The organism is Nocardia aobensis NBRC 100429 (assembly GCF_000308375.1).
Taxonomy (GTDB): domain Bacteria; phylum Actinomycetota; class Actinomycetes; order Mycobacteriales; family Mycobacteriaceae; genus Nocardia; species Nocardia aobensis.
This window is the reverse complement of the sequence record NZ_BAFQ01000049.1, coordinates 1-23,391: the sequence shown is the minus strand read 5'-3', so window position 1 is coordinate 23,391 and position 23,391 is coordinate 1. Positions and strand designations below refer to the sequence as shown.

Genomic DNA, 23,391 nt, shown 5'->3' with positions numbered 1-23,391 from the left:
CCTGCTCCACTTGCGCACGGGGCTACCGTAGCCGTCGCGGTCACTGGTCACGTTGCATGGTCGCCCAGAGCCCGGCGGCGTGCAGACGCTGGACGTCGTGCTCCATCCTGTCCCGGGATCCCGACGACACCACCGCCTTGCCCTCGTTGTGTACCTGCAGCATCAGCTCGGTTGCTTTGGCTTTGCTGTAACCGAACAGCTTTTGGAAGATGTAGGTGACGTAGTGCATCAGGTTCACCGGGTCGTCCCAGACCACCGTGACCCACGGCCGGTCCTCGGCCTCCAGGATCTCGGTGACCTCGACGGTCTCCGGTGTGGCCTGAGCCGCCGACAACCGTCCGGCCACGACGCCTACGCGGGTGTCTCGCCCCGCCCACGACCGTCCCCGCCCCGCCGTGTCCTGCGGGCCCGTCGCTCGCGCCGCTGCCTGGTTCGCGCCGGCCGGACCGGCGGCGATCCGGACGGCGTCTCTCATGCACAGACCCATACCCTCAGAGTACGACGCGGCTCCGGATAAACAACACCCGCGCCGAGCACCTCCGGAAGGCCCTCCGCGACGTCGCGCGCACCGCGGCGCCCGCCGCGCGTCCGGTATGTCTACAGTGGCCGCGTGGACACTTCGGCCGCCGCCGCGAGCACCGCCCTGCTGACCGACCAGTACGAGCTGACCATGCTCGCGGCCGCCCTGGCCGACGGTTCGGCACAGCGGCAATGCACCTTCGAGGTATTCGCTCGCCGGTTGCCACACGGTCGCCGATATGGCGTCGTCGCGGGTACCGACCGGTTGCTCACCGCGTTGCGGGACTTCCGCTTCGGCGAAGCCGAACTCGCTGTCGCGGCGCGATTCCTGGAGGCGCGAACGCTGGAGTGGCTGCGCGATTTCCGCTTCGCCGGCGACATCGACGGCTATCTGGAAGGTGATCTCTACTTCCCCGGCTCCCCCATCCTGTCGGTGCGCGGCAGTTTCGCCGAGTGCGTGATGCTGGAAACGCTGATCCTGTCGATCCTCAACCACGACAGCGCGATCGCCGCCGCGGCGGCACGGATGGTCAGCGCGGCCGCGGGCCGCCGGATGATCGAGATGGGTTCGCGCCGCACCCACGAACTGGCCGCTCCCGCCTGCGCCCGCGCCGCGTATCTCGCCGGATTCGACGCCACCTCGAATCTGGAGGCGGTGCGGCGCTACGGCATTCCCGGCGCCGGCACCAGCGCGCACGCCTTCACGCTGCTGCACAGCGGCCCGGACGGGCAGCACGAGGCGGCGGCCTTCCGCAGTCAGGTCGACGCGCTCGGCATCGGCACCACACTGCTGGTGGATACCTTCGACATCACCGCCGGGGTGGCCCGCGCCATCGAGGTCGCCGGGCCCGAATTGGGCGGTGTGCGAATCGATTCCGGCGACCTGGGCGTCCTGGCGCGGCAGGTGCGCGACCAGCTCGACGCCCTCGGCGCGAAGAAAACCCGCATCGTGGTGTCCGGCGATCTGGACGAATACGCGATCGCCGCACTGCGCGCCGAACCTGTCGACGTGTACGGCGTGGGCACCTCCCTGGTCACCGGGTCGGGCGCGCCGACCGCCGGAATGGTCTACAAACTGGTGGAGGTCGAGGGCGTACCGGTGGCCAAGCGCAGTAGCCACAAACAGTCGCGAGGCGGCACCAAGCGCGCGGTGCGACTGTCCCGCGATACCGGCACCATCGTCGAGGAGATCGTGTATCCGGCCACCGCGCAACGCCCCACCGGCAACGGTTACGACGTGCGGGATCTGCTGGTTCCTCTCATTCGCAAGGGTGAGCCGGCGGCCGACGCACCGGATCTGGCGCACAGCCGGGATTTGGTCGCCCGCGGTCTGGTCAGTTTGCCCTGGGAGGGCTTGAAGCTCTCCGCGGGCGAACCGGCCGTTCCGACCACCTTCCTACAATGAACGTGGGGCAACCGGCGAAACGAGGTGCGGGAGATGGGTAGAGCGCTCATCGTCGTCGATGTGCAGAACGATTTCTGCGAGGGCGGCTCCCTGGCCGTCGCCGGCGGCGCCGCGGTGGCCCGGCAGATCAGCGACTATCTGGCCGCACACCGCGGCGACTATGCCGTGATTGCCGCGACCCGGGACTTCCACATCGATCCCGGTGCCCATTTCTCCGATCGTCCCGATTACGTGGACAGTTGGCCGCCACACTGCCGCGCCGGCACGCCGGGTGCGGATTTCCATCCGAATCTCGACACCTCCACTCTCGACGCGGTGTTCTCCAAGGGCGCCTACAGCGCTGCCTATTCCGGATTCGAGGGTTCGACCGACGATGCGGTCGAACTCGCGACATGGTTGCGGGACAAGGGCGTCGACGCCGTGGACATCTGCGGTATCGCCACCGACCACTGCGTCCGCGCCACCGCCGCCGATGCCCGCGCGGCGGGTCTGACCACCCGAGTACTGCTGAACCTCACCGCGGCGGTGTCACCGGAGACGACCGCCACCGCGCTGGACGGTCTGCGCGCCGCCGGAGTGGAGTTGGCGGGCAGCCTGCCCACGAATACGTAACCGCGAGATCGGCTAGGACTCCGCGGCCAGGAATTCCACGAGTGCGGCGGCTACCGGCCCCGGGTTCTCGACCTGCGGGTAGTGACCCGTCGCGGGCGCCGCGTCCAGTACCTCGAACCGGGCCTGCGGCAGTCGTTCCCGCAGCCGCGGCAGCAGGTGCCCACCGCTGATCGGATCGGCCGGGCCCCACACGAAAAGCACCGGCCCGGAATAACTTTCGAGCGCCTGCTGCCAGCGTGACGCATTGACCCGGCGCTCGGCGTGGTAGCGATTGAGCGCCCATTGCACGCGCTTACCGCCGCCGTCGGTCATCGCCAGCCACATCTGGTGCAGATCGGCATCGGAGACCGGGCGCCCGAGGATGCGGCGCAACGTCATCCGGAAGGTCGTCTCCGACATGAGCGGATTCAGTATCTTGCCGATCGGGGTGGTCATCAGATGCTGAATCGGCAAGGGCCGGTACAGGTCCGGGTACAGGCCGCCGTTGAGCCAGGCCATCCGCCGCACCCGCGCACTGTCGCGGGCCAGCAACTCCTGCGCCACACTGACACCGTAATCGTGTGCCACGAGCGCGGTGCCGGTGATGCCGAGCCGCTGCCAGAGCTGTTCGACCAGCGTGGCCTGCTCGGTCATCCGATAGTCGTGCCCGCGCGGTTTGTCGCTGGCGCCGAAGCCGAGGAAATCCAGAGTCGTTACCCGGCAGCCGGATTCGGTGAGGGCGGGCAGGATCGAGACCCAATCGTGCGAGGACGTCGGATATCCGTGCAGCAGCGTCACCGGCCGCCCGTCGATCGGGCCGTCCTGCCGGTGGAAGATCCGGTGGCCACTCAGCTCGAGGTGCGATCCCCCGGCGATCCAGGTGCGATAATCCGGCTCCACGCGCGTCTCCTTCCCCGTACCGCAGCCCCTGATGCGGATTACCGCCAACCCTACTGGCCGTCCCGGACGCCGCCACCGGATCGGGCGTCACCGCGAAGCGCCCTGTGTACAACCGCCGGGCCTGTGCACAACTCCGCTCGGACGAGCGCGGGCAACCACCGGCGACCGCCGCCGGTCGGGCCGGTTGTCGGCGCGGGGCGCTAGTCTTCCTGGGTGCCCGAACTCCCGCCCGTACCGACTTTGCTGGCGACCGCCGTGGAAGCACTCGGCGGTACGGCGCGTACCGGCCAGCAGACCATGTCGGCCGCGGTCGCGCACTCCATCGACACCAAGGAACACCTGGCCGTCCAGGCCGGAACCGGCACCGGTAAGTCGCTGGCCTATCTGGTGCCGAGTCTGCGGCACGCGGTGCAGAGCGGGCGGACGGTCGTGGTGTCCACCGCCACCATCGCGCTGCAGCGGCAGTTGGTCGACCGCGATCTGCCGCGGCTGGCACAGGCGCTGGAGAAACCATTGGGTCGGCGCGCCCGGTTCGCGATCCTCAAGGGCCGCAACAACTATCTGTGTCTGCACAAGATCAACAGCGCGATCCCGGACGAACCGCCGGAGACCGAACTGTTCGACGCCTTCGCGATCTCCCGGCTCGGGCGCGAGGTGCAGCGCCTCAACGACTGGGCCTCCGATACCGAGACCGGAGACCGCGACGAACTGGTCCCCGGCGTCAGCGACCGGGCCTGGCGCCAGGTCAGCGTGTCGGCGCGAGAATGCCTGGGCAAATCGCGCTGCCCGTTCGGCACCGACTGCTTCGCCGAGCGCGCCCGCGCGGAATCCGGGCAGGCCGATGTGGTGGTCACCAATCATGCGCTGCTGGCTATCGATGCCATCAGCGGAATCCAGGTGCTGCCCGAACACGATGTGGTCGTCATCGACGAGGCGCACGAACTGGTGGACCGGGTCACCGGGGTGGCGACCGCGGAACTGTCCACCGCGACCATCACGGCGGCGGCCAAGCGCTGCACCAAACTCGTCGACGAGGGCGACCTCGACCGGCTCGAGGGTGCGGCGGAGGCATGGCACGAACTGCTCGAGGATCTGCCGCCGGGCCGCTGGGACGAACTCCCCGCCGGCGGCGATCAGGTGCTGGCTCTGCTGCGCGATGCCGCCTGGACCGTCCGCACCGCCCTCGCGCCTCCCGGTTCCGGTGCGCCACAGGGCGATCCGGAGGCCGCCGCCGCCCGCAACATGGCGGTGGCCGCGGTCGAGGAGGTGCACGATACCGCCGTGCGCGCGCTGACGGCATTCGAGGAACCCGATCCGGCGGCCCGCCGCGATGTGCTGTGGCTGGCCGTGGACGAGGTGCGCGGCGTCGCCCGGCGCACGCTGCACATGGCCCCGCTCTCGGTGGGCGGGTTGCTGCGCAGCCGGTTGTTCGGCACCGCCACGGTCGTTCTCACCTCGGCCACCCTGCAGGTCGGCGGTTCCTTCGACGGGTTGGCCGTCACGTGGGGGCTGCCCCCGCAGACGCCCGATCGCGCCGGGACCGACGTCCCCGGCGCCGACCGCGCGGCTCAGGGCAGCCGCCGCATCGACCCGGCGATGGCGAACGGAGCCGAAGCTCCCGCCGACATCTCGGCCATGCGCTGGAACTCCTTGGATGTGGGCTCGCCGTTCGATCACGCGAAATCCGGCATCCTCTATGTCGCCAAACATCTTCCGGCTCCCGGCCGCGACGGCCTGGCCCCGGCCTATCTGGACGAGATCGAGCGGCTGATCGAGGCGGCCGGCGGGCGCACGCTGGGTCTGTTCTCCTCGATGCGCGCCGCCAAGGCCGCCAGCGAAATCCTGCGCGAACGCCTGGACACGCCGATCCTGTGCCAGGGCGAGGACGCCACCGGCACCCTGGTCCGGCGCTTCGCCGAAGATCCCGCGACCTCGTTGTTCGGCACGCTCTCGCTGTGGCAGGGCGTGGACGTTCCCGGACCGTCGCTGAGCCTGGTCATTCTCGACCGCATTCCGTTCCCCCGGCCCGACGATCCGCTGCTGGTCGCCCGGCAGCAGGCCGTGCAGGCGCGCGGCGGCAACGGCTTCCTGACCATCGCGGCCAACCACGCCGCCCTGCTGCTGGCCCAGGGCACCGGGCGGCTGCTGCGCAGCGTGCACGACCGTGGCGTGGTGGCGATTCTGGATCCGCGCCTGGTGACGGCCCGCTACGGCGGATATCTGCGCGCCTCCCTGCCCCCGTACTGGGAGACCTCCGACCCCGAGGTCGTCGCCAAGGCGCTGCGGCGATTGACCGCGACGGCCCCCGATCCGGCCGTGGCCGCCGAGAACTGAACCGAACCGTTCTGTGACACCTGCCACATTGCCTGGGAAACTACTTCCGTTCGGAAGTAAGTTGGCGGGCGATACTTCCGGTGCACCCCAATTCCCACATCGGAGTATCCGAGGTCCCCGCGTCGCGAACCCTGCACGCGACGTGGGGACACTCATATCGCCCGGCCCGCGAACCTACTTCACCAGCAGCGTGATCACCGCGGCCACTACACCGATCACGACCGCGCCGACTCCCCACACGATGCCGTGCCGCTGCCACGGCCGCCCGTGATCGACCGAGAAGCGGCCCGGGCCGGTGAAGCCCAGCGCCACCGCGACCGTCGCGAACAACAGCGCGGACTCGTATCCCTCGAGCCCGTGCGGCCAGGTCACGTGCATCGCGTTGATCATGGTGCCGAGCACGATCGCGGCAGCCAGGGGCGTCACCAGCCCGAGGAACAGCAGACCGCCGCCGACCGCCTCGCACAATCCGGCGAGCGTGGCGAAGAATTTTCCGGGGTCGTAGTCCATGTGCTGGAATCCGGCGGCGGTCGCGGACAGGCCGGGGCCATTGAACCAGCCGAAGAGCTTCTGAGTGCCGTGCACGAAGAGCAGGCCGCCGAAGACCAGCCGCAACAGCAGGAGGCCGATATCGGCGGCGGCCGGATCGGCCGCGGTCCGGAATTCCAGCGGGCGGGCGGCGGTCCGGGGCTCGGCATTGGCGGTCATCGTCGAAGTCCTCATCTCGTTAGTTGACGAAAGCAAAACGGACCGCGGTCCGATTGATACACGCTGACCAACCGAACCCGGTTCACCACTTATTCCGTTCAGTCGGCGAGGAAGAAGAAGTACGCGAGGAATACCGCCATCAGCACCCACATCACCGGGTGCACCTCACGCCCGCGCCGCCGCGCGACCATGACAACGGGATAGAAGGTCAGCCCCATCGCGATCCCGTTGGCGATCGAATAGGTCAGCGGCATCATGATCACGGTGATGAACGCCGGGATCGCGTATTCGAGCTTGCCCCAATCGATGTCGCCGAGCGCCCGCGACATCAGCACACCCACCACGATCAGCGCCGGCGCCGTCACCGCGGGGACATCGGCGACCACCGCGAAGATCGGGAAGAAGAACATGGCTGCCAGGAACCAGCCGGCGGTCGAGACGGCGGTGAGCCCGGTTCGCCCGCCCGCGCTGACGCCGGCCGTGGACTCGACGTAGGCGGTGGTGGTCGACGTGCCGATGATCGCGCCCGCGGCGGTGCCGATCGAATCGGCGGCCAGCGCCTGCGCGGCGCGCGGCAGTTTCCCGTCGGGCCCGAGCAGTCCGGCTTGGTTGGCGATGCCGATCAAGGTGCCCGAGGCGTCGAAGAAGTCGACGAAGAGCATGGTCAGCACGACGATCGCCATCTGGCCGGTGAACGCGTGCGGCAGATTCACGATGGCTTGGCCGAAGGTCTGGTCCAGCCCGTGCGGGAGCGCCATCACCTGATGCGGCAGATGCACGAGCCCGCTGACGATGCCGACGACCGTCGTGGAGACGATGCCGTACAGCACGGCGCCGTGCCAGCCGAGCACCAGGAAGACGACCGTCACCAGCAGTCCGAACAGCGCGAGCAGTGTGGTCCCCTTGGTGAAGTCACCCAGGTGGACGAAGGTCGCCGGATCGGAGACCACGATCCCGGCGTTCTTGAGACCGAGGAACGCGACGAACATGCCGATCCCCGCGCCGACGGCCAGCTTCAGTTGCAGCGGAATCGCGTCGATGATCTTCTCGCGGATCTTGGTCACCGCGAGGATGAAGAAGATGATGCCCGACAGCAGCGTGCCCGACAGTGCCACCTGCCAGTCGATACCCATCCCCAGCACGACCGAATAGGCGAAGAAGGCGTTCAACCCCATCCCGGGAGCAAGCGCGATCGGGTAGCGCGCCCACACCCCCATCACCAGCGTGCCCACCACCGCGGCCACCGCCGTCGCGGTGAATACCGCCTGGGTCGGAATACCGCGCGATCCGAGCTGACCGTGGTCGCCGAGAACCGCCGGGTTGACCGCGAGCACATAGGACATCGCCAGGAAGGTGACGGTTCCCGCCATGAGCTCGCGCTTCATGGTCGATCCGAGCCGGGTGATTCCGAAGTACGAATCGAGGCGTCCCTTGGACCGCGACAGGACGTCGACACTGCTCATCTGCTGCTCTCCACCCTCGCCCCGGACCGATCCGACTGTGCCGAGGGCACCGTATCGGTCTCCGGCCGTTCGGTGCCATTCAGATCGGCGAACATGTGGCAAATCACGCTCCCCGATATTCCCGCTGACCAGACGGCCTACGGTCGCGCCGCGGCGACCAGTCCGAGTTCCGCCGGGCCCGACAGCAGGGGGTGTCGGGGCAGCACGCGGACGGTATAACCGACGGCACCGGAATGCGGCACCGGCGTGGTGACCACGTACTGCTCGGTGCCGGCATCGGTGGAGAGGTGGTCCATGTCGACGACCTCCGTGTCGGTCAGCTCGTCGTCGGAACCGACCCGGCCCAGAACCGCCTGCACCACGACGTCGCCGGTGGACAGACCGGCCAGATCGATGCGGGCCCGCAACGACAGTTCCGCGCCGATCACCGGAATATCGGGCAGGCCGGAGCTGTCGACCTGAAGGACCTTCACCTGCGACCACACTCCCTCGAGGCGGCGGCGGTATTCGGCCAGTGCCCGCGCCCCGGCGAAGTCGCCGGTCGCGACCGCCGCATAGGAACCGGCGGCCGGGAGGTAGTAGCCGGTGGTGTAGTCGCGGACCATGCGCGAGGCGAGCACCTTCGGACCGAGGGTGCGCAGCGTATGGCGCACCATTTCCATCCAGCGCACCGGCAGGCCGGATTCGTCGCGCTCGTAGAATCGCGGCAGCACCGAGCGCTGCAACATCTCGTACAGCGCGGCCGCCTCCAGATCGTCGCGCCGGTGTTCGTCGCGGACGCCGTCGGCGGTCGGGATGGCCCAACCGTTGTCGCCGTCGTACATCTCGTCCCACCAGCCGTCGCGGATGGAGAGATTGAGCCCGCCGTTGAGTGCGGCCTTCATCCCGGACGTCCCGCAGGCCTCCAGCGGACGCAGCGGATTGTTCAACCACACATCGCAACCCCAGTACAGGTAGCGGGCCATCGACATGTCGTAATCGGGCAGGAACACGATGCGGTGCCGCACCGCCGGATCGTCGGCGAACCGCACCACCTGCTGGATCAGCGCCTTCCCCCCGTCGTCGGCGGGATGGCTCTTACCGGCGACCACCAGTTGCAGCGGTCGCTCCGGATCGAGCAGCAGCGCGCGCAGCCGGTCCGGATCGCGCAGCATCAGTGTCAGCCGCTTGTAGGTGGGCACCCGCCGGGCGAAGCCGACGGTCAACACACCGGGATCGAAAACCCCGTCCACCCAACCCAATTCGGCCGGCGCCGCGCCGCGTTCGAGCCACGATTCCCGCACCCGGCGACGGACCTCGGCGACAAGTACCGCGCGCAGCGTCGCCCGGGTCTCCCACAGTTCGTGCAGATCCACGGACCGCAGCTGTTCCCAGCCGCGTGCCTCGGCAACGAGTTCGGGGCCAACGAGGTCGCGCGCCTTGTCGATCCATTCGCGAGCCGCCCAGGTCGGGGCGTGCACACCGTTGGTCACCGAACCGATCGGCACCTCGGCCGCGTCGAATCCGGGCCACAGCGGCGCGAACATGTCGCGGCTGACCTCACCGTGCAATCGCGAAACACCGTTGGCGCGCTGGGCGAGTCGTAAACCGAGGTGGGCCATGTTGAACACCGAAGGATCGGCCTCACGTCCGAGCGCCAGGATCCGATCCACCGAAATCCCCGGCAGCAGTGGCGATTCCCGTTCACCGTGGGCGCCGCCGAAGTAACGGCGGACCAATCCGGCGGCGAACCGATCGATGCCCGCCGGCACCGGAGTATGCGTGGTGAAGACGGTCGCGGCCCGGACCGCGACGAGCGCGGAGTCGAAATCCATTCCGCCCGCCATATATTCGCGGATCCGCTCGATCCCGAGGAATCCCGCGTGCCCCTCGTTCATATGCCACACGTCGGGATCCGGCAGTCCACGAGCCCGGGTGTAGGCGCGGACCGCGCGCACGCCGCCGATTCCGGCCAGAATCTCCTGTTTGATGCGGTGGTCCTGGTCGCCACCGTAGAGCCGGTCGGTCACCGCGCGCAGTTCCGGATCGTTGTCGCCGATATCGGAATCGAGCAGCAGCAACGGAATTCGGCCCACCTGAGCGATCCACACCCGTGCGCGCAGTACCCGGCTCTCGGGCATCGGCACGTGGACGAGCACCGGGGCGCCCTCCTCGGCCAGCAGCCGCAGCGGCAGGCCTTGCGGATCGAGGTCGGGATAGCGTTCGGCCTGCCAGCCGTCGGCGGTGAGCGACTGCCGGAAATAGCCGGACCGATACAGCAGGCCGACGCCGATCAGCGGCAACCCCAGATCCGAGGCCGCCTTGAGATGGTCCCCGGCCAGAATCCCCAGCCCGCCCGAATAATTCGGCAGTACCTCGGTCACACCGAATTCCATGGAGAAGTAGGCGATACCGCGCGGCGCCGGGCTTTCCGGCTCCGCGGCGATATGTTCGCCGAACCAGCGGGGTCTGGTCAGATAGTCCCGCAGGTCGGCCTCCGCGGCGTCGACGGCCGCCTGATAGTCGGGGTCGGCGGCCCACTCGTCGAGCCGGTCGGCGTCCACCTCGCCGAGCATCCGCACCGGATCGCGCCCGACCCGCACCCACAACTCGGGATCCAGCTGCGCGAACACATCCTGAGTAGGCCCGTGCCATGACCACCGCAGATTGGCGGCCAGCTCACCGAGGGCGGCCAGCCGCTGCGGCAGATGGGCACGGACGGTGAAACGACGCAATGCCTTCACCGGGTAGACCCTACACGGCGGCACCGGCCCTTCCCTCGCCCGCTGAGGCCGAGCCAGCGCGCTGACCTGCTGCGAAAGCCTTTATCCCCGCAGCGTCCGATCGAGCAGGGCCAGCAGTTCGCGCCGGTGCCGCTCGTCGGCTTCGCGGTCGTAGGCCGCGGTGTCGGTCTGGGTGTAACCGTGGTGCGCGCCGGGGTAGACCTCGGTGCGGTAGCGCACTCCGGCCGCGTCGAGAGCCTTGTCGAACGTCTCGATCTGTTCCGGCGTCAGCGAGCGGTCCTGGTCGGCATGGCCGAAATACATCTCCGCCGAGGCATTCTCGACGGCCAGATGCGGGCTGTCGGGACCGTCGACCACCAATCCGCCGGTGTGGAAGCCGGCCGCGGCCGCGATCCGGTCACCGAACGCGCCGGCCGTGTACACCGCCAACCGGCCACCCATGCAGTAGCCGGCGGTGGCGATCGGTCCGTGGGCCGTGCGCTCGAACGCGGTGAGCCAGTCCAGATAGGCGCCGGCATCGCGGACCACGAGATCCGGGGTGAGCTCCCGCAGCATCGGGACGATCGTGGCGAACAGGTCCGGACGCTGCTGCGGGTCGATGAAATCCGGCAGCTCGAGCAGTGGCGCCCGGCCGTGCCGGTAGAAGACGTTGGGGACCAGCACGGTGTATCCGGCGGCGGCGAAATCGTCGGCCAGTGCGCGCAGACTCGGACGCAGTCCGAACGCGTCCATGTACAGCAGCACACCGGGGTATCTCCCGCCGGCCGCGGGGTAGGTGACGTACGCGTCGGCGACACCGTCGGGCGTCGCGATTTCCACGGTCTGCCCCTGCACTGCTGTCATGCGAGATTCCCTTTCTCTCGGCTCTCCCGGCGAATTCGTTCGTGCCGGCCGTTCGCCCCGCACCGGCGTCCACCAGAAACGGAACCAACGCCCCGGAAAGTCTGCCACGGGCCCCTCCTGCCCGCAATCGCGCAGGCCCGCGTCGCGCGTGTTCGTGGTCGCCCCCGGACTACCGGTACGGTTGGTGCCGTGACCGGTCGCATCGCCATCGATGACACCGCCCCGGCCGTCGCGGGCGGATATCCGGCCAAGGCCGTCGTCGGCGAGGTGGTCCCGGTGCGGGCCGTGGTGTGGCGCGAGGGTCACGACGCGGTGGCCGCCACCCTGGCCGTGCGCGGACCGGGCGGCGGCCGCACCCAGCGGATCCGGATGGCCCCCGAGTTCGAACCCGATGTCTTCAACGCGGTGTTCACCCCGAATACGCCGGGGCTGTGGACCTTTCGCGTGGAAGGCTGGGGCGATCCGATCACCGGCTGGCGGGCCGCGGTCGAGGCGAAACTCGCCGTCGGCCAGAGCGCGGCGGATCTGGCCAACGATCTCGAGATCGGCGCCCGGCTGTTCGAACGGGCCGCCCAAGCGGTCCCGAAACGCCAGTGGGAGAAACTGCGCGCCGCCGCGGCCGCGCTGCGCAGCGATGCGCAACTGCCGGTGCGGGTGGCGCCCGCCTTCAGCGCCGAGGTGGCCGAGATCCTGCGCGAGACGCCGCTGCGCGACCTGGTGACCCGCGGTCCGGCCCACACCGTGCTGGTCGAGCGGCGACGCGCGCTGGTCGGCTCGTGGTACGAATTCTTCCCCCGCTCCACCGGCGGCTGGGACGCCGACGGCAATCCGGTGCACGGCACCTTCGCCACCGCGACGAAGGAACTGCCACGCATCGCTGCCATGGGTTTCGACGTCGTCTACCTGCCGCCGATCCACCCGATCGGCACGGTGAACCGCAAGGGCCCCAACAACTCTCTGACGTGCGAGCCCGACGACTTCGGCTCCCCGTGGGCGATCGGATCGGCCGAGGGCGGCCACGACGCCGTCCACCCGCTTCTGGGGTCCGAGGCGGACTTCGCCGAATTCGTCCGTGCCGCAGGCGAACTCGGTCTGGAGGTGGCACTGGATCTGGCGCTGCAGTGCGCCCCCGATCATCCGTGGGTGCGCAGCCATCCGGAATGGTTCACCACCCTGCCCGACGGCACCATCGCGTTCGCGGAGAATCCGCCGAAGAAATATCAGGACATCTACCCGCTGGATTTCGACAACGATCCGGACGGGCTGTATGCCGCCGTCCTGGGTGTCGTGCGGCACTGGATCGCTTTGGGCGTCAAGATTTTCCGGGTCGACAATCCACACACCAAACCGGCCGACTTCTGGGAATGGCTGATCGCGCAGGTACGCCGGACCGATCCCGACGTGATCTTCCTGTCCGAGGCGTTCACCCGCCCGGCCCGCCTGTACGGCTTGGCCCGGCGCGGATTCTCCCAGTCCTATACGTATTTCACCTGGCGCACCGGCGCCTACGAACTGGCCGAATTCGGTCGCGAACTCGCCGCCAAGGCCGACGAGGCCCGGCCCAACCTGTTCGTCAACACTCCCGACATCCTGCACGAGAGCCTGCAGCACGGCGGTCCCGGCATGTTCGCCGTACGCGCCGCCCTCGCGGCCACGCTGGGGCCGAGCTGGGGAATGTATTCCGGCTTCGAACTTTTCGAACATCAGGCCGTGCGACCCGGCAGCGAGGAATATCTCGATTCGGAGAAATACCAGCTCCGTCCGCGCCGATTCGCCGAGGCCGCGGCGCGCGGTGAATCGCTGGAACCGTTCATCACCCGGCTGAACGAGATCCGCCGCGCACATCCGGCGCTACAACAGGTGCGCTGCATCACCTTTCACCACGTCGACAACGAGGCGCTGCTGGCGTATTCGAAGGTCGATCCGGGCTCCGGAGACGCGGTGCTGGTCGTGGTCAACCTCAATCCGTTCGGCGCCGAGGACGGGATGATCTCGCTCGACATGCCGGCCATCGGGCGGGAATGGCACGATCGCCCGACTGTGCACGACGAGATCAGCGGCGAGGAATACCACTGGGCGCAAACCAATTACGTGCGGCTGGATCCCGTGCGTGCCCCGGCCCACATCCTCGCGCTCCCCGCGGTTTCCGCGGCCACGCGCACCGAATTGGCCTTCCGCAGGACATTCCGGTGACCGGAGGCCGGACCACCGCCCGGCGGCCGCGCCGATGAATCGGCGCGATCTGATGCTGCTGGCCGCCGGTACCCACAGCGATCCGCACACGGTCCTCGGCGCGCATCCACATCCGGACGGAACGGTGATCAGAACCCTTCGGCCCCATGCCGATTCGGTGTCGGCCCGCATCGGCGGCGTCGATCATCCGCTGCACCACATCGGCCACGGCGTCTTCGAGGGCGTGGTCGGGTTCCCGGATCTGTGGGACTACCGCCTGGTCGTATCGTATCCGGGCAGTCGGACCGTACTCACCGCCGACGGATATCGCTTCCTGCCGACCGTCGGCGAGCTCGATCTGCACCTGCTCGGCGAGGGACGGCATCGACGGCTCTGGGATGTACTCGGCGCCCATCCGCGCCGCTACACCACCCTCGACGGCGAGGTCTCCGGCACGTCGTTCGCGGTCTGGGCGCCGAATGCGCGCGGTGTCACCGTCTTCGGCGATTTCGACAGCTGGAGTGGAACGAGTACGCCGATGCGCCGGCTCGGGTCGTCGGGGGTGTGGGAGGTGTTCGTCCCCGGCGTGGCGGCGGGCACCCGATACAAATATCGCGTTCACGGCGCCGACGGGCGGACCGTCGACCACGCCGACCCCTTGGCCTTCACCGCCGAAACCCCGCCCGCGACGGCGTCGGTCGTCGCCGACACCACCTACCGGTGGTCGGATCAGGACTGGTGTGCCGCCCGCGCCCGGCGCGACCCCACTCGCGAGCCGATGAGCATCTACGAGGTTCATCTCGGCTCGTGGCGGCCCGGACTCGACTATCGCACCGCCGCCGAACAGCTCGCGGAATACGTTCGGGCACAAGGATTCACCCACGTCGAACTGCTACCCGTCGCGGAACACCCCTTCGGCGGCTCCTGGGGGTACCAGGTCACCTCCTACTACGCGCCGACCGCCCGCTTCGGCTCCCCCGACGATTTCCGCGCGTTCGTCGACCACCTGCATGCCCACGGCATCGGCGTCGTCCTCGACTGGGTGCCCGGCCACTTTCCACGCGACGAATGGGCTCTGGCCCGCTTCGACGGCAGCGCCCTCTACGAACACCCCGATCCCCGTCGCGGCGAGCAATTGGAATGGGGCACTTACATTTTCGACTACGGGCGGAACGAGGTGCGCAACTTCCTGGTCGCGAACGCGCGGTTCTGGCTCGAGGAGTTCCATATCGACGGGCTGCGCGTCGACGCCGTCGCCTCGATGCTGTATCTGGACTATTCGCGTCCGCCCGGCGGCTGGCAGCCGAATGTGCACGGCGGCCGGGAGAATCTGGAGGCCGTCGCCTTCCTGCGCGAACTGAACGCCGCCGTCCACGCCGATCATCCCGGCGTGGTGACCATCGCCGAGGAGTCCACCACCTGGCCGGGGGTCACCCGGTCCACGGAGGTCGGCGGGCTGGGCTTCACCCTGAAATGGAATATGGGCTGGATGCACGACACGCTCGGCTACCTCGGGCGCGATCAGGTACATCGCAGCTGGCACCACAACGAGATCACGTTCTCGGCGGTCTACGCGTGGAGTGAGAACTATCTGCTGCCGATCAGCCACGACGAGGTGGTGCACGGCAAGGGCACGCTGTGGACCCGCATGCCCGGCGACGACTACGCCAAAGCCTGCGGCGTCCGCGCGGTCCTGGCCTACATGTGGGCACATCCAGGTAAACAGCTGCTGTTCATGGGCCAGGAATTCGGCCAGTTCCGCGAGTGGTCACACGACCGCGGGCTGGACTGGGACGAACTCACCAACCCGCTGCACGACGGTATCCGCGCCCTCGTCGCCGATCTCAACGCCGTCTACCGCGCCCACCCCGCGCTGTGGACGCAGGACACCGCGCCCGGCGGTTACGCCTGGATCGAGGCCGACGACCACGTGCACAACGTGCTCGCCTTCCTGCGCTACGGCACCGACGGCTCGGTCGTGGCCTGCGTCTTCAATTTCTCCGGTATCGAACACCGCGACTACCGCATCGGGCTGCCGGCTCCCGGCATCTGGCACGAGATACTCAACACCGACGCCACCGCCTACGGCGGCAGCGGCACCGGCAATCTCGGCGCGGTATCGGCCTCGGCCTGCCCCTCGCACGGCCGGCCGTACTCGGCGGAGGTCACCATCGCGCCCAACAGCGCCGTCTGGCTGACGCCCGATCACCACCGCAGCATCGGCAACGGCCGCAACGGATGACGCAGCGCCCACCGCGCTGCGCTCTCGGCCAGAAAGCGATGAAAGCCGTGATACGGCAGCGCGGCGACGACGGCGCGCACCTCGGCCCGCGGCAGACCGCCGCGGGCGAGGCCGCCGCTGACGTCGATACGGTCCGCGATCCGGAAGCTCTCGGCGACCGGATCATCCACCGTGCGTACCCGGTGATGGTCGAGCACCATCCGCCGGACCGCCTCCTGGTCGGAGATCCCGAACTCGGCCGCGTACTCCTCGGCCAGCGCGGCGGAGGGCGCGAGATAGTCGAAGGTCCCGGCGGTCCAGATGCCGAGGTCGTGCACGGCCCAGGCGAGCACCGCCGCATCGGGCAGCGGGGTATCGAGCAGCGCCCGGTGGTAGTTGAGGCAGCGCAGTACGTGGTTGCGGTATGTCGTCAGATCGTTGCCCAGGTCGTCGCGGTGCCGGTCGAGGACCGCGGTGACGATCGGATGCTCGGTTCGCACGGTCATCCGGGCTCAGAACTTCCAGGGCGCCGGCAGGTCCGGGACCACGCACTCATAGGTGTGCTCGATCGACACCGGGGTGCCGCGAACCGTACCGTGCGCACGCAACTCCACCGGGTAGTACCGGAAGCAGCGAACTCCGGAATCCGAATCCGGGAGCGCCAATTCGGCATCGGCCAGATACGCGCAGGCCGAGGAGGCGTCGGGATGTGAGCCGCCGATCGGATCGCAGGTCAACGTGGCGGTGCGAGGCGAACGGTCGGGTTCGGTGCGGGTGAAGATCAGCTGGGTGGCCGCATCATGGGCCGCGGCGCTGCTCGCCGGCATCAGCACCGCCGCCGCGCATGCGGCGCCGATCAGACCGCGCATCGTTGCCTTCACATCGGCCTCCCGTCCCCACGCCGACGGCGGATTCCGCCGGCGCCTGCGCCGATTATCGGTCGTCGCGGCCGATCGGTCGATCACCGCGACGACCGGGCGTGGCTCAGTACAGGGCCGTCGCCAGCTTGCGCCGGGCCGCGACCACCACCGGGTCGGCGGTGTCGAACAGCTCGAACAGTTCGACCAGCCGGGTGCGCACGCGGTTGCGGTCGTCGCCCGCGGTCCGCTTGATCAACCCGATCAGCCGATCGAAGGCTGCCTCCGGTTGCTGGTTGAACAGTTCGGCATCGGCGGCGGTGAAGGCGGCGTCGATATTGCCCGGATCGGCGTCGGCCACCGCGATCGCGTCGGCGGGCAGCTCGCGGGCACGACCGAAGAATCGCACCTGCCGCAGCGCCGCCTTGGCCTCCTCGTTGCCCGGTTCGGCGGCCAAGATCGCCTCGTAGGCGGCCTCGGCCCCGGCGATGTCACCGCGATCGAGTGCCTCTTCGGCGGCCACGAACCGCGGATCCTCCGGCGCGGGCGCCTGATCCTGATCGTCACCGGCGCCGGGGAGTTTGCCCCGCACCGCGTCGACGACCGCGGCAAGCCACTGCTTGACCTGTTCCTCGGGCTGCGAGCCCTGGAAATCGGCCAGCGGCTGCCCGGCGGCCACCGCGATCACGGTCGGAATGCCCTGTACCCCGAAGGCCTGGGCGATCCGCATATTCGGCTCGGCCTCGATGGTGGCCAGTTCCCAGCTGCCCCCGGCGCTGCCGACCAGCCGCTCGAACAGCTTGACCAGTTCGACACTTCCCGGGCTGCGCTGCGAATACAGGACGACGACAACCGGCACCTCGAGCGATCGCCGCAGCACCTTGGTCTCGAAATCGGCCTCGGTGACGGCGTGATCGCCCGGAACATCCGTGGCGGCCGGCTGTTTCAGAGCGGACAGATCCACCGCTCCGGCCATGGCAGCGGCAGCGGCGGGCGAGGGACGACGTGCAGCAGGTCGAGTCACGACATCCAGTTTGTCACGACGCGGCGGGCGCCGGGGTCGCGGCCGGGCTCAGCTCTCCCAATTGTCCGGTCCGAATCGCCCAGCGCTCGAACCACACCGAGGTGAACGGCACCACCGTCGACACCAGACCCAGCAGGATCGTCTTGCCGGGCCATTCGTATTCGCGCCAGGCCAGCAGCAGGCTGACGGCGTACAGCAGGAAGATGATGCCGTGCAGCATGCCGAACACCATCACCGGCCAGGTGATGGGTTCGGGCAGCCGCTTGAGCACCGAACCGAGCAGCAACAGCGCCCACGACGGCGCTTCCAGCAGTCCGAACAGACGCACCCGCTTGGCCACGGTGCTCACGTCGAAGAATTCGCCCATGGCCACCATTGTGCCCAACGACTACGCAGCGTCGTAGTAGGTGTGGGTCATGCCACAGCGAGATTCGGCCTCAGACGCGGACGATGAGGGCGTCGCCTTGGCCGCCGCCGCCACACAGCGCGGCCGCGCCGACACCGCCACCGCGGCGCTGCAGCTCCAGAGCCAGGTGCAGCACGATCCGCGCGCCCGACATGCCCAGCGGGTGACCGATCGCGATCGCGCCGCCGTTGACGTTGACCTTCTCCGGATCGATACCCAGCTTGCGGGTCGAGGCGATCCCGACCGCCGCGAACGCCTCGTTGATCTCCACCAGATCCAGATCCGCCGGCGAAATACCTTCCTTCGCGCACGCTTTCGCGATCGCGTTCGCCGGCTGGTCCTGCAGGGTGGAATCCGGACCGGCCACCACACCCGCGGCCCCGATCTCCGCGATCCAGCTCAACCCCAGCTCCTGAGCCTTCGCCTTGCTCATCACGACCACCGCAGCCGCGCCATCGGAAATCTGCGACGCCGAACCCGCGGTAATGGTGCCGTCCTTGGCGAAGGCCGGGCGCAGCTTGCCCAGCGACTCCACCGTCGTGTCCGCGCGCACGCCCTCGTCCTCGCTCACCACGATCGGATCGCCCTTGCGCTGCGGCACCGACACCGGCACCACCTCGTCGGTGAACACACCGTTCTTCCACGCCGCGGCGGCCTTCTGATGCGAGGCGGCGGCGAAGGCGTCCTGCTCGGCGCGGCCGATCCCGTCACCGGCATTACGCGACTCGGTCAACGCACCCATCGCCTGGTCGGTGAAGATGTCGTGCAACCCGTCGTAGGCCATGTGGTCCCGCAGGGTCACATCGCCGTACTTGAAGCCCTCACGAGACTTCTCCAGCATGTGCGGGGCCCGGCTCATCGACTCCTGACCACCGGCCACCACGATCTCGTACTCACCGGCGCGAATCAGCTGATTCGCCAACGCGATCGCGTTGATACCCGACAAACACACCTTGTTCACCGTCACCGCCGGCACATCCATCGGGATACCACCGGCCACCGCGGCCTGCCGCGCCGGAATCTGACCCGCACCCGCGGTCAGCACCTGACCCATGATCACGTAGTCGACCTGCTCGGGCGCCACCCCACCACGCTCGAGCGCCGCCTTGATGGCGAAACCACCCAGATCCGACCCGGAGAACCCGGACAACCCACCGAGCAGCCGGCCGACCGGGGTGCGGGCGCCGGAGACGATGACAGAGGTGGTGGCCACGATGAACCTCGCTTCTCGCATTCAGGGACGCAGCGGCGAGCCGCTGACATATTCGGCGGCGAGCCGCCCACATACTCGGTGGCGCGCCGCTCACGTACACGGTGGCGGGCCGCTCACGTACACGGTGGCGGGCCGCTCTCGTACTCAACGGTAACCCTTCCCGTCCCGGCAGCTCCAGGTAGGTGCGCGCTACCTTCGTAGAGTGAGCACTACCGATGCGTCCGCTTTCATTCCCGCCGATTACGTCATCGCCGTCGACCACGTCGGCATCGCCGTGCCCGATCTCGATACCGCCGTGGCGTGGTATTCGGACAATCTCGGCATGGTCGAAACCCACCGCGAGGTCAACGAGGCCCAGGGCGTGCACGAGGCGATGCTGTCGCTGCCCGGTTCCGGCGACGACGCCACTGCCCTGCAGTTGCTGGCGCCGCTGAACGAGGAGTCCACCATCGCCAAGTTCATCGACCGCAACGGCCCGGGATTGCAGCAACTGGCCTACCGCGTGACCGATATCGACGCGGTAGCTACCTTCCTGCGAGGCCGTGGCATCCGTTTGCTGTACGACGCTCCGCGCGCCGGAACAGCCAACTCCCGGATCAATTTCATCCACCCCAAGGATGCTGGCGGTGTGCTCGTCGAATTGGTCGAACCGGCCGCGAATCCTACTCACTAGTACCGCAATCGGGCCACGGAAACAGTTCATAACGACATTCGCAGTCGACTCACCATGGTGGGTCGACAGGCTGTAGTTTGTGGGGCATGTCGTCCACTGAGCCCGATCGCAATCGCTTCGTCGCGTTGCCTTTCACGGTAGTACGTAAAGGCTACGACCGTGACGAAGTACGCAATTACTTCGACCGTTTCGATGCCGAGCTGAGGGTCACCGCAACAGATCGCGATGCCGCCGCCGCTCAGGCCCGTAACCTGGCCGCCCAGCTGGAGGACGCCCGCGACGAGATCGATGAGCTTCGCAAGGAAGTCGATCGCCTGTCGGTTCCGCCCACCACCGCGGAAGGCATGAGCGACCGGATCTCCCGGATGCTGCGATTGGCATCCGACGAGGCGTCCGAGGTCCGCGCCCAGGCGCAGGCCGAGGCCGCCGAGATGATCTCCATCGCGGAGCAGCAGGCCACCGAGATGCGTGGCAAGTACGAATCCCTGCTGGCCGAGACCAAGGAGAAGCGCGAGGCGCTCGAGGTCGAATTCGAGCAGACGCTGTCGAACGCGCGCGCCGAATCGGCCAAGATCGTCGAGGCCGCCCAGGCCGATGCCACCCGCATCACCAAGGAGGCCGAGGCCAAGCGCAAGGCCGCCCAGCAGGACTTCGAGGCCACGATGGCCGAGAAGCGGACCAAGCTGACCAAGGCCATGGAGGAGCTGGAGGCATCCAGCCGCTCCGACGCCGCCCAGCGCATCAAGGAGGCCACCGACGAGGCCAACCGCCTGGTCACCTCCGCCACCCAGTCCGCCGATCGCAAGATCGCGCACGCCAAGGAACTGGCAGAGGAAATGCGCGTCCTGCGTGGCCGAGTTCTGGCCCAGCTGTTGGGTATTCGCGGCCAGCTCGATTCGGTCCCGGCCATGCTGGCCGCGGTCAACCGCGAGAGCGAACTGCTCGACGGTGCACCGGAGCAGCGTTCGCTGTCCGGTAAGCAGTCCGGAGCCGGCCGGCAGAAGGCCATCCCCGAGGTCAAGGCGGAAGACGAAGAGTCCGTCGACGAAGAGCGCGAAAGCGCCGAAGTCTCGAGCTGACAACACGCGCCACCCCCTCAGGGCGACAACATTCACCACCCGTTTCGAGGCCGCTCCCGCACCGCGGGGGCGGCCTTCTCTCTACCCACCCCCGGCCGGGTCACGACCAGCGCCGCGTGATCGTGCGGGTGTGCCGCCCACGCCAGCAGCCGGAATGCCAATGCCGGCGGTCGTTTTCGCCGCCCTCGGCCGGCCACGCCACGATATGCGCTGTGCCGGGCAGGATCTCGTGATCGCAGCCCGGGCACCGATAGGTCTTCACCGCGCGCGAACCCGGAATCGTGCGCACCACAAAGGTTTCCGCGCCGCCGGGACCGTCCTCGGTGCGCCCGAAGACGTCACCGATGGGTCGCGGATCCCGGTGGAGTCGCGACGATTTCGGACGAGGTTTCCGGCGTGGCACGAGCGCCCTCAGAACAACCGGAATTCGGTGCTGTCGGTGCCGCGCAGGGCATCGTAATCGAGTGTGACGCACCGGATCCCGCGATCGGTGGCCAGGGTCCGCGCCTGCGGTTTGATCTGTTGTGCGGCGAAGACACCGGTGACCGGCGCCAGCAGCGGGTCCCGGTTGAGCAGTTCCAGATACCGGGTGAGCTGCTCCACCCCGTCGATCTCGCCGCGGCGTTTGATCTCCACCGCCACGGTGGCGCCGCCGGCGTCACGGCACAGGATGTCCACGGGGCCGATGGCCGTCATGTATTCGCGCCGGATCAGCGTGTAGCCGTCGCCCAGCGTGCCGATGTGCTCGGCGAGCAGCTCCTGCAGATGCGCTTCCACGCCGTCTTTCACGAGCCCGGGATCCACGCCCAGCTCGTGCGCGGAGTCGTGTTCGATGTCCTCGACGGTGATCCGCAGCTCTTCACCGGCTTTGTTGGTCACCACCCACAGCTGAGAGCCGTCGGGCATCGTCTCGACATCGGTCTCACGCTCCTCCAACCAGCAGGGCGGGCTCATCCAGTTCAGCGGTTTGTAGGAACCGCCGTCGGAATGCACCAGCACCGAACCGTCCGCTTTCATCATCAGCAGCCGACGGGCCATCGGAAGATGTGCGGTGAGCCGACCCACGTAATCGACCTGGCAACGAGCAATCACAAGGCGCACCGGTCGAGTTTAGGCCCTCGCCGAGACCGCTTGCGCGCGGGGCGATCAGCCGACGAGCAGGATGTACCCGAGGACGGCCGCGACGACGAGCAGACCCATCTCGAACCGATTGAGCCGGTGCGCGTGGACATGACCGCTGCGCAGCAGCAACCACCCGGTCAGCAGGCCGATCGTCAGGGCGATCAGATGCCCGACATTGGTGAACGTATGGCCCATGATGACGCCCGCGACGGCGACCGCGCCCAGCGAGATCGCCCACGTGGGTCGCCACTTGGCGGGCAGGACCACGATCAGCGATCCGATGACCGCCATCGCGCCGTAGCTGACCCCGACGTCCTCGGCGAGGGAAATACTCGTCGGCAGCCAATTCACGCTCACCGCTACCCACAGGCCGCCGGCGACGACGAGTGTGGCGCCGATATGCCCGGCGATGAAGATGCGCAGCAGCGACAGCGCCCCGAAGCGCCATTCCGCCAGAATGAGCAGACAGACCAGCAGCGGGATGAGCACAGCGCCCGCGGTGCCGTCGCCGATCACGAAGGCGCTCGAGAAGAGGGTGCCGAATCGCCCGGCCAGCAGGTTGTGCAGATTGGTGCTCGCATGCTCGATGACGCGGGTCTGCTGCGTATCGCTGAGCACGGACACCAGCACGGTCACCGCGATGAGCAGAGCGCCGTAGCTGTAGGTCATCGGCAGCTTGAGTCGATCCCGCAGCGTGAGGGAACGGCCGGCCTGCGCTGGGCCGGACTCCAGTGCTGACTGTGTGGCCGGCTCCTGGAGTAGAACCATCGGATCACCTTCCGCTACCAGACCGGTACCGCGTGCACCGGGTCGACACCTTCCATGATCCCGATCGATCTCCCGAATGGTGTCAGGCTTACTTAGGAAAGTCCTGTGAACCCGGGAATACCCACTCGAACCGGTCCCAAAATGCGGAAGGCCCCCAACCTGGTGGTTGGGGGCCTTCGCGAATGATGTTCCGGCGGTGTCCTACTCTCCCACACCCTGGCGAGTGCAGTACCATCGGCGCAGGTGGCCTTAGCTTCCGGGTTCGGAATGGGACCGGGCGTTTCCCCACCGCTATAGCCGCCGTAACTCTATGAAACTATCCACAGAGAGCCGAACACCCCGGTACCGGGACATTCGCCTTCCTGTATCT

Annotated in this window: 21 protein-coding genes and 1 rRNA gene; 7 read left to right on the top strand and 15 right to left on the bottom strand. The window is 68.2% G+C overall.

The genetic code is table 11. The annotated features are described in order from the left end of the window. Positions 1-40: 40 nt before the first annotated feature. Positions 41-475: an ATP-dependent Clp protease adapter ClpS gene (clpS, locus tag RJ03_RS06040; protein ID WP_371507231.1), complete on the bottom strand. Its 435-nt coding sequence runs from the start codon at positions 473-475 to the stop codon at positions 41-43. Between the two features lie 135 nt (positions 476-610). Between clpS and RJ03_RS06035 the strand changes: the two genes are divergently transcribed. Beyond that, a complete protein-coding gene (locus tag RJ03_RS06035) occupies positions 611-1,924 on the top strand; it encodes a nicotinate phosphoribosyltransferase (RefSeq protein WP_036498644.1) in 1,314 nt (437 codons plus the stop codon). A 33-nt stretch (positions 1,925-1,957) separates the two neighbouring features. Beyond that, complete coding sequence (locus tag RJ03_RS06030) at positions 1,958-2,536, top strand: isochorismatase family protein (RefSeq protein ID WP_036498640.1); 579 nt, start codon at positions 1,958-1,960, stop codon at positions 2,534-2,536. A gap of 12 nt (positions 2,537-2,548) precedes the next feature. On the opposite strand, the gene RJ03_RS06025 is transcribed toward RJ03_RS06030, so the two are convergent. Then, on the bottom strand, positions 2,549-3,415 hold the full coding sequence (locus RJ03_RS06025; RefSeq protein ID WP_036498639.1) for an alpha/beta fold hydrolase: 867 nt from the start codon (positions 3,413-3,415) through the stop codon (positions 2,549-2,551). Between the two features lie 213 nt (positions 3,416-3,628). Between RJ03_RS06025 and RJ03_RS06020 the strand changes: the two genes are divergently transcribed. Next, entirely contained in the window at positions 3,629-5,749 is a 2,121-nt protein-coding gene (locus tag RJ03_RS06020; protein ID WP_036498636.1) for an ATP-dependent DNA helicase, read from the top strand. Between the two features lie 174 nt (positions 5,750-5,923). On the opposite strand, the gene RJ03_RS06015 is transcribed toward RJ03_RS06020, so the two are convergent. From RJ03_RS06015 to RJ03_RS06000, 4 genes are all read right to left on the bottom strand, one after another. Further along, a complete protein-coding gene (locus tag RJ03_RS06015; protein ID WP_086007198.1) occupies positions 5,924-6,472 on the bottom strand; it encodes a DoxX family protein in 549 nt (182 codons plus the stop codon). A gap of 83 nt (positions 6,473-6,555) precedes the next feature. After that, on the bottom strand, positions 6,556-7,920 hold the full coding sequence (locus RJ03_RS06010) for an NCS2 family permease (protein WP_036498634.1): 1,365 nt from the start codon (positions 7,918-7,920) through the stop codon (positions 6,556-6,558). A gap of 137 nt (positions 7,921-8,057) precedes the next feature. Further along, complete coding sequence (gene glgP / locus RJ03_RS06005; protein ID WP_036498631.1) at positions 8,058-10,643, bottom strand: alpha-glucan family phosphorylase; 2,586 nt, start codon at positions 10,641-10,643, stop codon at positions 8,058-8,060. 81 nt (positions 10,644-10,724) lie between these two features. Continuing rightward, the gene (locus RJ03_RS06000; protein WP_036498628.1) at positions 10,725-11,486 is read right to left on the bottom strand and encodes a dienelactone hydrolase family protein; all 762 of its coding nucleotides are present in this window, start codon (positions 11,484-11,486) and stop codon (positions 10,725-10,727) included. Positions 11,487-11,675: 189 nt separating this feature from the next. On the opposite strand from RJ03_RS06000, the gene RJ03_RS05995 reads away from it, so the two are divergent. Together RJ03_RS05995 and glgB are read left to right on the top strand one after the other, a co-directional pair. Next, positions 11,676-13,679, top strand: coding sequence for an alpha-1,4-glucan--maltose-1-phosphate maltosyltransferase (locus tag RJ03_RS05995; RefSeq protein ID WP_036498625.1), 2,004 nt, complete (start codon positions 11,676-11,678; stop codon positions 13,677-13,679). A 34-nt stretch (positions 13,680-13,713) separates the two neighbouring features. Then, on the top strand, positions 13,714-15,900 hold the full coding sequence (gene glgB, locus RJ03_RS05990) for a 1,4-alpha-glucan branching protein GlgB (RefSeq protein WP_051024366.1): 2,187 nt from the start codon (positions 13,714-13,716) through the stop codon (positions 15,898-15,900). Here glgB and RJ03_RS05985 read toward each other — a convergent pair. The 5 genes from RJ03_RS05985 to RJ03_RS05960 form a co-directional block, all read right to left on the bottom strand. Continuing rightward, on the bottom strand, positions 15,864-16,385 hold the full coding sequence (locus RJ03_RS05985; RefSeq protein WP_036498623.1) for a hypothetical protein: 522 nt from the start codon (positions 16,383-16,385) through the stop codon (positions 15,864-15,866). The genes glgB and RJ03_RS05985 overlap by 37 nt on opposite strands. 6 nt (positions 16,386-16,391) lie before the next feature. After that, the gene (locus RJ03_RS34845; RefSeq protein WP_157121992.1) at positions 16,392-16,760 is read right to left on the bottom strand and encodes an SSI family serine proteinase inhibitor; all 369 of its coding nucleotides are present in this window, start codon (positions 16,758-16,760) and stop codon (positions 16,392-16,394) included. Positions 16,761-16,863: 103 nt separating this feature from the next. Beyond that, positions 16,864-17,712: a tetratricopeptide repeat protein gene (locus RJ03_RS05970; RefSeq protein WP_036498621.1), complete on the bottom strand. Its 849-nt coding sequence runs from the start codon at positions 17,710-17,712 to the stop codon at positions 16,864-16,866. Positions 17,713-17,773: 61 nt separating this feature from the next. Next, a complete protein-coding gene (locus RJ03_RS05965; RefSeq protein WP_036498619.1) occupies positions 17,774-18,127 on the bottom strand; it encodes a DUF3817 domain-containing protein in 354 nt (117 codons plus the stop codon). A 70-nt stretch (positions 18,128-18,197) separates the two neighbouring features. After that, on the bottom strand, positions 18,198-19,379 hold the full coding sequence (locus tag RJ03_RS05960) for an acetyl-CoA C-acetyltransferase (protein WP_245552193.1): 1,182 nt from the start codon (positions 19,377-19,379) through the stop codon (positions 18,198-18,200). Positions 19,380-19,581: 202 nt separating this feature from the next. Between RJ03_RS05960 and mce the strand changes: the two genes are divergently transcribed. Both mce and RJ03_RS05950 read left to right on the top strand, forming a co-directional pair. Then, complete coding sequence (gene mce / locus RJ03_RS05955; RefSeq protein WP_036498615.1) at positions 19,582-20,052, top strand: methylmalonyl-CoA epimerase; 471 nt, start codon at positions 19,582-19,584, stop codon at positions 20,050-20,052. Positions 20,053-20,138: 86 nt separating this feature from the next. Continuing rightward, positions 20,139-21,131: a coiled-coil domain-containing protein gene (locus RJ03_RS05950; RefSeq protein ID WP_051024364.1), complete on the top strand. Its 993-nt coding sequence runs from the start codon at positions 20,139-20,141 to the stop codon at positions 21,129-21,131. Between the two features lie 100 nt (positions 21,132-21,231). On the opposite strand, the gene RJ03_RS05945 is transcribed toward RJ03_RS05950, so the two are convergent. The 4 genes from RJ03_RS05945 to rrf all read right to left on the bottom strand — a co-directional run bounded on the left by RJ03_RS05945 (position 21,232) and on the right by rrf (position 23,326). Then, complete coding sequence (locus tag RJ03_RS05945; RefSeq protein WP_036498614.1) at positions 21,232-21,534, bottom strand: Rv1322 family protein; 303 nt, start codon at positions 21,532-21,534, stop codon at positions 21,232-21,234. Between the two features lie 8 nt (positions 21,535-21,542). After that, positions 21,543-22,232, bottom strand: coding sequence for an endonuclease NucS (gene nucS, locus RJ03_RS05940; protein WP_036498613.1), 690 nt, complete (start codon positions 22,230-22,232; stop codon positions 21,543-21,545). A 45-nt stretch (positions 22,233-22,277) separates the two neighbouring features. Then, positions 22,278-23,021, bottom strand: a complete 744-nt coding sequence (locus RJ03_RS05935; RefSeq protein WP_036498610.1) for a rhomboid-like protein — start codon at positions 23,019-23,021, stop codon at positions 22,278-22,280. Between the two features lie 188 nt (positions 23,022-23,209). Beyond that, a 5S ribosomal RNA gene (rrf, locus tag RJ03_RS05930) occupies positions 23,210-23,326 on the bottom strand. Between the last annotated feature and the right edge of the window lie 65 nt (positions 23,327-23,391).